This window comes from Pseudomonas sp. IT-P395, from assembly GCF_949767675.1.
Classification (GTDB): domain Bacteria; phylum Pseudomonadota; class Gammaproteobacteria; order Pseudomonadales; family Pseudomonadaceae; genus Aquipseudomonas.
This window is the reverse complement of record NZ_CATKPW010000004.1, coordinates 205,067-213,988: the sequence shown is the minus strand read 5'-3', so window position 1 is coordinate 213,988 and position 8,922 is coordinate 205,067. Positions and strand designations below refer to the sequence as shown.

Annotated in this window: 5 protein-coding genes; all 5 read left to right on the top strand. The window is 55.9% G+C overall.

Annotated features, from left to right (window positions below; genetic code table 11):
- The first annotated feature begins 183 nt into the window (after nucleotides 1-183).
- The 5 genes from ACM6IN_RS04360 (at nucleotide 184) to ACM6IN_RS04340 (ending at nucleotide 8,792) form a co-directional block, all read left to right on the top strand.
- Entirely contained in the window at nucleotides 184-699 is a 516-nt protein-coding gene (locus tag ACM6IN_RS04360; RefSeq protein WP_007919523.1) for an Hcp family type VI secretion system effector, read from the top strand.
- A 131-nt stretch (nucleotides 700-830) separates the two neighbouring features.
- Nucleotides 831-2,873 carry a type VI secretion system tip protein TssI/VgrG gene (tssI, locus tag ACM6IN_RS04355; RefSeq protein ID WP_414915478.1) on the top strand — a complete coding sequence of 681 codons (2,043 nt, stop codon included), beginning with the start codon at nucleotides 831-833 and terminating at the stop codon, nucleotides 2,871-2,873.
- Complete coding sequence (locus ACM6IN_RS04350) at nucleotides 2,863-3,603, top strand: DUF4123 domain-containing protein (RefSeq protein WP_160039308.1); 741 nt, start codon at nucleotides 2,863-2,865, stop codon at nucleotides 3,601-3,603. Before tssI ends, ACM6IN_RS04350 begins: the two co-directional genes overlap by 11 nt.
- Nucleotides 3,600-8,456, top strand: coding sequence for an RHS repeat-associated core domain-containing protein (locus tag ACM6IN_RS04345; RefSeq protein WP_414915477.1), 4,857 nt, complete (start codon nucleotides 3,600-3,602; stop codon nucleotides 8,454-8,456). The genes ACM6IN_RS04350 and ACM6IN_RS04345 overlap by 4 nt, the downstream gene beginning before the upstream one ends.
- A gap of 12 nt (nucleotides 8,457-8,468) precedes the next feature.
- Complete coding sequence (locus ACM6IN_RS04340; protein ID WP_238539547.1) at nucleotides 8,469-8,792, top strand: hypothetical protein; 324 nt, start codon at nucleotides 8,469-8,471, stop codon at nucleotides 8,790-8,792.
- Nucleotides 8,793-8,922 lie beyond the last annotated feature (130 nt).

Sequence of the window (8,922 nt, the reverse complement as noted above, 5' to 3'; positions counted from 1 at the left end):
ACTTCTTGCGCACTTTTGCCTTGAGCGAGCGCTTTATTTCGCACAAGCGCCTGAAAAATCAGTCAAACACCCCGGCCCGTATGGCTGCCACAATTGTTGGCACGCTCCTTGATAACAGTCAGGCACCCACCGGGCGATTTCGCCTCCCGGGCACCTTAAATTATTCCGCAAGGAGAGCACCCCATGGCAACACCAGCGTACATGTCGGTTACCGGCGAAAAACAAGGCCTGATCACTGCAGGCGCTTTCACCGCTGACTCCGTAGGCAACACCTACCAGGAAGGCCACGAAGACCAGGTTATGGTTCAGGCTTTCAGCCACGACGTGATCATCCCGCGTGACCCACAATCCGGTCAGCCAACCGGTCAGCGCGTTCACAAGCCAGTTGTGATCACCAAGGTCTACGACAAAGCTTCGCCTCTGCTGCAAGCCGCTCTGACCTCCGGCGAGCGCATGAGCGAAATCGTTATCCAGTGGTTCCGTACTTCTGCTCAAGGCACCCAAGAGCACTACTACACCACCAAACTGGAAGACGCGATCATCGTCGCCATCAACAACAAAATGCACAACTGCCAGGATCCAGGCAACTCGCACTTCACCCACCTGGAAGAAGTGCAGTTCACCTACCGTAAAATCACCTGGACCCACGAAGTATCCGGTACTTCGGGTTCCGATGACTGGCGTGCTCCAGTCGTTTAATTACGGCTGATCGTTACAAGCATCGGCCAGCTCTGCTGGTCGATGTTGTTTACGCCCCTCCAGAATTTCGCGTACGTTGAGCCGCTTTGCGGTCGTCGACGAACGCCGCTGTACAGCACGAGGAACAAGGGATGTTCGCGCCGGCCAATGAAACCCACTTTGCCCTGACCATCGAAGGTCTTTCCGCCGATTTCCAGGTGTTTACCCTCACCGGTCGGGAAGCCATCAGCCAGCCTTTTGTCTTCGAGGTGGAGCTGGTCAGTGAGCAGCCGTCGCTGGACCTCGAAACCCTGCTGCACAAACCGGCCTTCCTGCAACTGTCGCCCGACGGCAGCGGCATCCACGGCCAGATCTATCGCGCCGCGCAAGGTGACTCGGGCAAACGCCTGACCCGTTATTCAGTGACCCTGCGCCCGCAACTGGCGTACCTGGCGCATCGCGTCAATCAACGCATCTTCCAGAACCTCACGGTGCCGAAAATCATCGGCATGGTTCTCGAAGAGCACGGTATCCAAAGCAACGCCTACGAATTCAAGACTGGTTCGATCTATCCCGAGCGCATCTACTGCGTGCAGTACGATGAATCGGACCTGCATTTCATCCAGCGCCTGTGCGAGGAAGAAGGTATTCACTACCACTTCCAGCACACGGCGACGGCGCACAAACTGGTGTTCGGCGATGACCAGACGGTATTCCCGAAACTCAAGCCTGTGGCCTATCAGCAAGACTCCGGCATGGTCGCCAGCGACCCGGTGATCAAGCGTTTCGACCTGCGCCTGGAAACCCGCACCAGCCGCACCACCCGCCGCGATTACGACTTCGAAAAACCGCGCCTCACCCTCGAAAGCGAGAACCGTGGCGACGCCCTGCCCGACCTTGAAGATTACGACTACCCGGGCCGCTTCGTCGACCGCGAGCGCGGCAAACACCTGGCCAAACGCGCCCTCGAACGTCATCGCAGCGACTTCCAGTTGGCTGAAGGCAAGAGCGATCAGCCGTTGCTGGTCAGCGGCCACTTCCTCGCGCTGACCGCGCACCCGAAAGCCAAATGGAACGACCTCTGGTTACTGACCGAAGTCCTCCACGAAGGCAAGCAGCCGCAAGTCCTCGAAGAATCGGTGACCAGCGACACCACCGCACTCAAAGACGATTTCCATCAGGGCTACCGCAACCGCTTCCAGGCCACCCCGTGGGACGTGCCGAATCGCCCGCCCCTGCGCCACCCGAAACCGCGCATCCTCGGCAGCCAGAGCGCCGTGGTCACCGGCCCGAAAGGCGAAGAGATCCATTGCGACGAGTACGGCCGCGTCAAAGTGCAATTCCACTGGGACCGCGAAGGCCAGGCCGACGACAAAACCAGCTGCTGGCTGCGCGTCTCCAGCGCCTGGGCCGGCGCCCAGTACGGCGGCATCGCCATCCCGCGGATTGGCATGGAAGTGCTGGTCACTTTCCTTGAAGGCGACCCCGATCAACCGCTGATCAGTGGTTGCCTGTACCACAAGGAAAACACCGTCCCCTACGAACTGCCGGCGAACAAAACCCGCAGCACCTTCAAGACCCTCAGCTCGATGGGCGGTGGCGGCTACAACGAACTGCGCATCGAAGACAAAAAAGGTCAGGAACAGATCTACCTGCACGCCCAGCGCGACTGGGACGAAAACATCGAGCACGACCAGAAAATCCGCGTCGGCAACGAACGCCACGACACCGTCGAAAAGAACAGCTACAGCGAGTTCAAAGCCGAAGAACACCACACCGTCTACGCCGACCGCAAAGTCGAAACCCGCGCCAATGATCACCTCACCGTCGGCGTGAACCAACACATCAAGATCGGCACCGGCCAGTTCATCGACGCTGGGCAAGAAATCCACCTCAGCAGCGGCATGAAGGTGGTAATGGAAGCAGGCGCAGAGCTGACCCTGATCGGCGGCGGCAGCTTCATCAAGATCGACGCCGGCGGCGTGACCCTGAGCGGCCCGGTGATCAACATGAACTCCGGCGGCAGCCCCGGCAGCGGCACCGGCGCCGCCCCGCTGATGCCAGGCGTGCTGAAACAGGCCGACGCCGACAAGGCCGGCCAGGTCCTGACCCCGGCCCAGATCAACACCCTCAAACGTAACGCGCCGTTCTGCGAAGAATGCGAAAAATGCAAGGCAGGTGCCTGTGCCATCTGATCGAATTACGCCTAAGGATTGGCTGGCGCAACAGCCGTTGCAGACTGGCGAGCGTTTGTATTTAGTCATCAGCGCGGCGAGTGATTCCGAGCCGCTCAAGCCTTTCTATCAGCAAGATGCCGCACCACAACTGCAGCCCATATGGGGTGGAACACCTTACGCCGATTGGCTTCCTGTAATGCCGTATCTCGCCGAGATCAGCCCCAATGCCAGTTTTCTGCAATGGATTACTGAAACCGATGCATTGGATTGGGGTTGGCTAGCGGTATCCACCAGCGCGCCGGAAACGGTGCTGGAGCATTTGCGTAGCCTGACTCAGGTAAAAATGCCGGACGCCACTGAGGTGTTTTTCAGGTTCTGGGATGGTCGACATTTTCATCCGATCATCGAAGGGTTAGGTGCTACAGCAGGTGAATTGCTGCCGGTGTTCCAACGCTACCTGATTAACGGACAGACGCTCGATGTCGGCAGAAGAGCGGTACCTCCCGCAAAAGAGTGGCCCTGGTGGGAGATCCCCCAAACGCTTTTGGATGCTCTCGCGAAAAAGGACCACACCACCGTCGTTGAAAACCTGATGCAGTGGCTATCCGAAGATTGCCCTGAGTTGTACTTCGAATTCCCCGAAGCCAACTTGCGCAGAAAGGTTGAGCGCTTCGTGCGCCAGAACCCAAACACAGAAGAGATGGCAGAGCGTCTCGCCGCAGAGCTGACAAAGGAAGTCACGTCATGAATACCCCGATTGGTACCCTGGTCCTGCGTGTGCTGGACGCCAAAAAACCTGACGTGAACTTGATCCTCAAAGACTTCAAAAACTGCCTGAGTGATTACAAGGAATGGGCAGACGGTTTCTGGACTGGCTGGGCGCTGGACGTCGACCAGACCTTCAAGGTCGGCAACGAAGTCAGCATCACCGAACGGAAAACCGAAACAGGTGCGGTAAAGACCTACGCCACGTGCCCGTTGGTAGGTGATTTCACGCTGATTCATATGTTCGAGTCGGCGCGCTTTGTGCCGATTGGCAACACGCCAGTCAAACTGGAACCGGTTACCAAAGGTACCTTTTACGACGACGTTACCGGTCCGGTCATCGAAACCACGATCGGACCCAGCGGCATCAAAGTGATCGAGGGGGCCAAGAGAGGTCAGACTTACCGCATCACTTTTTTCCCCAACGTATCCCAGAGCGACGTCAAGGCGCTCTATGACTCCTATCAAGGCGTTATCGGCAAGCTTGATGGCTGGTTGCAGAGCGAATGGTCGAGCAAGTTCAAGCCGCAATGGGCCAGTTACTCTGCAGCGGATCGTGCCGGGCGTTCCGTGATTTTGCTCAAACGAGCCTTCGAGGGGTTTGAAAAGGCTCTGTTGCAGCTGTGGGATGACATCAAAAGCCTGTTCGAGCTACTCGCCAATCCGAGGAAAAATTACGAAAAGCTGAAAAAATACTTGTCGGACGTCGAGATCGACAAACTCTATGCAGCCTCCAAGGAATCGATCGCTTCAGGATTGCTGATACTCAGCGACGAACCCCTGATGTTTATCTATATCTCAGCCATTGTGGCTTGGGTGGGCATGCTGCCTCCCCAAGTCGTAGTTGACGTAGTAACTGCGATTGCCTCGGAATTCCTGATCAACGTCCTAGTGGGCATCTGCCTGACAGGTGGCGCTGGGTTGGCCGTTAGAGCAGGCACCAAAGTCCTCTCCACCATCAAATCGGGAGAAGCGGTCAAGTACCTTGAGGACCTCGCCTCTACCCTGATGACACTCAGCAACAAGCACGCTTTGCCCGCCCATGCGGAAGTGTCGAAGCCAATTATCGTTAGCGCTAAGAATGTGCCAATGAAGCCGGCCAAAACAGCCGCATTGAAGATCGATGAGGCCGTCGCCGAAGCGCCTAAACCGCAGTCAGCGAAGGAAGCTTCGCATAGTCAGGTGGCGCAAAAGCCTGCTCAGAGTCCGCTGCCCAAAACGGCGGACACTCCGAAGCAAGAGGTTAAGGACGCCTCCTCATTTCCACGCGACAAGAAACAAAACAAACATACGCTCCAGCCGGAGGAAAAACTCGACGACGTATCTACGCAGTCGAAAACCCCGGACGATAAAAGTGCAACCAGTGCGAAAAAAACCTGTACTAACAATTGCCCCGTATCGATGGTTACTGGCGAGGAATTGTTGACGATTACCGATGGTGAACTGGGTGGCTTGCTGCCGTTCATCTGGACTCGTCTCTACCGAACCAGCGCGGCTGAAATCGACTGCGGTCTAGGCTATGGATGGAGTCACGCTCTCGCTCAGCGGGTGGACATCAATGGCGACGAGGTCGTGTGGACCGATCACGAAAACCGGGTCACCACTTTTCCGCTGCCCAGCGTACAGCGCCCGGCAATCACGAACAGCCTTTCAGAAGCCGCGATTTTCATTGGCGACGATCCGTCCGAACTCGTACTGACTCAAGCCGGCGAAAAGCCGCAGTTCTATCACTTCCGCTTCAACAGCAAAGGCGCGACGTTGATCGCCATCAGCGACAACTACGACAATCGCCTGCACATCACCCGTGACATCCATGGTCGAATCAAGCGCGTGGATAACGGGGCTGGTCGTGCATTGCTTGTGCGGTACGACCGCAAGCATATTGTCGCCATCGACTATCAGCAGTTTATTCCAGCGGACAATCTCGAAGACGCCTGGAACACCGTTCAGACGCTGACCACCTATGAGTACGATGCTCAACATCGGTTGATCAAAGCCACAAACGCTCTGGGAGAGTCCGAGCGTTATGCCTACAACGAACAGAACGTCATTCTTGAGCGGCAGCTCGCCGGAGGCGCAAGCTTCTACTGGGAGTGGGAAAAGGAAGGCAAGTCCGCACGTTGCATCCATCACTGGGCCAGTTTCTCTCAGATGGATGCGCACTATGCGTGGGATGACAAAGGCAGCGTCACCGTTACCAACGCCGATGGCAGCGAAGAGATCTATACCCACGACGACAAGGCGCGACTCGTCGCCAAAGTTGATCCGGATGGTGCCGAGCACTTAAAAGCCTATGACGACAAAGGCCGACTGTTCGCCGAAAAAGACCCGATGGGTGCGGTCACTGAATATCAGTACAACGAGGCCGGCCGTTTGATCGCGGTGATCCCGCCAGAAGACGCGCCGACCACCTACGAGTACTACAAGGGCTTTGTCCGTGTGGTGAATCGCGGTACCGCCAAATGGATCTACTGGCGTAACGATCAGGGTGACATCACTGAGCAAGTCGACCCGGACGGCAACTCGACGCATTACACCTATGATCGCCAAGGACGCCTGCTGGAGATCCGCCATCCCGACGGCAGCCGCCACCAACTGGGCTGGAACAATCTCGGCCAATTGCTGGAGGAGCGCCTGCCGGACGGCGGCCAGCGCAAATACCGCTACGATGCGCTCGGTCGCCAGATCACACGTCAGGCTGAAACGGGTGCAATCACCCACTACCAGTGGGATGCGGCTAACCGTCTGGCACAGATCACGCTGCCCGGCGGCGCTACCCGTGCGTTCACCTACAACCCATACGGCCGCGTCACTGCTGAACGCGACGAACTGGGCCGCGTAACCCGTTACGAGTATGCCGATAACCTGCATCTAGTCAGCCGTCGCATCAACCCGGACGGCAGCCAACTGCGCTATCGCTACGATAATTCGCGTCTGCTGCTCACCGACATCGAAAACGAACGCGGCGAACACTATCAGCTGGATTACTACTCGAACGGGCTGATCCAGCAGGAAACCGGTTTCGACGGACGCCGTACCGCTTATGAGTACGACCTCAACGGCAAACTGTTGAAGAAAACCGAGTTTGGTGACGACGGCAGTGAATTGGTGACCGAGTATCAGCGCGATGCCTCTGGTCGCCTGCTGGTCAAAACCCTCGCTGATGGCGAAGAAATCCATTACAGCTACGATGCCCTGGGTCGCCTGGTAAACGTCGACGACGGCCACTGGCCCCTCGCCTATGAGTACGACGTACAAGATCGCCTGATCACTGAGCACCAAGGTTGGGGCACCACGCGGTACGAGTACGACAGCGTCGGCCAACTCAATCACTGCCGCCTGCCGGATGGCAGCACACTCGATTACCGCCACTTGTCCGGCGGTCGGCTGAGCAGCATTGACCTCAACGGGTCGCGCCTGACTACGCATCAGTTCGACGCTGGCCGTGAACAGCAGCGCCAACAAGGCGTGCTGCTTAGCCAATACCAATACGACGAACAGGGAAGGCTTCAAGCGCACACGGTAGGTCAGCAGGATCGCAATCTGTTCCAGCGCCGCTACGCCTACGATGCAAACGGCAACCTGGCCGGCATCGATGACAGCCGCAAAGGAAACCGCAGCTACCACTACGACCCACTGGATCGTCTGGTCAGCGTTCGCGGCGCCACTCCCGAAACCTTCGCTCATGACCCGGCCGGCAACTTGCTGGGCCAAAGCGATCTGCCAACTGCGAACCTCGCCAACGTAAAAGGCAATCGCCTGCTTATGCAAGGCGACCGGCATTACGACTACGACGCCTACGGCAACCTTAGTCGCGAACGCCGTGGTACCGGCCAGCAACTGGTCACCGAATATCGCTACGACTGCCAGCATCGCCTGATTGGCGTCTCGCTGCCCGGTGGCAGCACCGCAAGCTACAAGTACGACGCCTTTGGTCGTCGCATTGAGAAGACCGTCGATGGTCAGACCACAGAGTTTCTCTGGCAAGGTGAACGCCTGATCGCCGAAAGTGCCGAGAATCGCTATCGCACCTACATCTACGAGCCTGGCAGCTTCCGCCCATTGGCAATGCTCGACGGCGAAGGCCCCGTCAAGGCAACCCCGTACTATTTCCAACTTGACCACCTCGGCACACCTCAAGAACTCACCGACTACAGCGGCGAAATCATGTGGTCGGCGAAATACCGTGCCTATGGCAATCTGGCCACCTTGGACATCGCCGAAATCGACAACCCTCTGCGCTTTCAGGGTCAGTATTTCGATGCGGAGACCGGGTTACATTACAACCGGCACCGCTACTACAATCCCAGCACCGGGCGGTTTCTGACACCGGATCCGATCAAGCTTGCAGGTGGTTTGAACAACTATCAGTATGTGCCTAACCCTACGGGATGGGTGGATCCGTTGGGATTAACGGCTATCGAGTGTGAACCTCCTGTTGTGGATGCGAGTGGCCGCCCTAAATCCAGCCCTCACTATAGCGTCGCTTATGAGGCCACATTGGAAAAAGACGTTCACTATCCTGGAAGAAGCGATCTTTCACACTTTCAGGAAGGCAATAAACAGCTCTACAACACTATGAATAATGATCCTGTTTACAAAGATCATATGGAAACGTTGTATCCTGGCATTTTTGATAAAGTCAGCCCTGGCCCGAAGGGCGCTCACGCAAGGTCAAAGCCACATCCTCTACTAACCTGGCATCATGATGCCTACCGTGAAGGGATTTTGCAGCTCATCCCTACGGCGCAACACAGATCCGGAGGGGTAGTTGCTGATGTTCTACATCCAGGCCAGAAAGGTGGGATGGAGCTCTGGGGAGGCGGCCGAAAATAAATGGTGGATCAAATGAAAAAAACAAAATTTATTAATGTTCTCTCTGATGCAGAAAACCTAAATTGGGAAGACGCATTGTATTTACCAAAAAACAAAGAAGAGTGGGGTTTGAATTGCGAAGCAATAATCGAAAACCCAGACACCTTTGAAGACTACGACGCTGATGATAATCCGACAGAGCTATCAAAAATAGGCTATCGTTATGTTTTACTCTGCGACGACCTATCGTCCATAATAAAAAACCTAAAAGAACAGACCGCCTCATATGATATGGATACTGCCTACAAAGCGTTCATATTTTATTTTAATAACGATAGCTTCATTAAAATAGCCTAAACAATAGGCCCAGCACAAATATCGATAATAGTGGGCAGATGAAAAGATAGATTTATTTTTAAATGTATCAACCAAAGCCATTAAAAATAATCTGCCCCCTTTTTACCGGCATGTTCCAGAGAAATTTTGA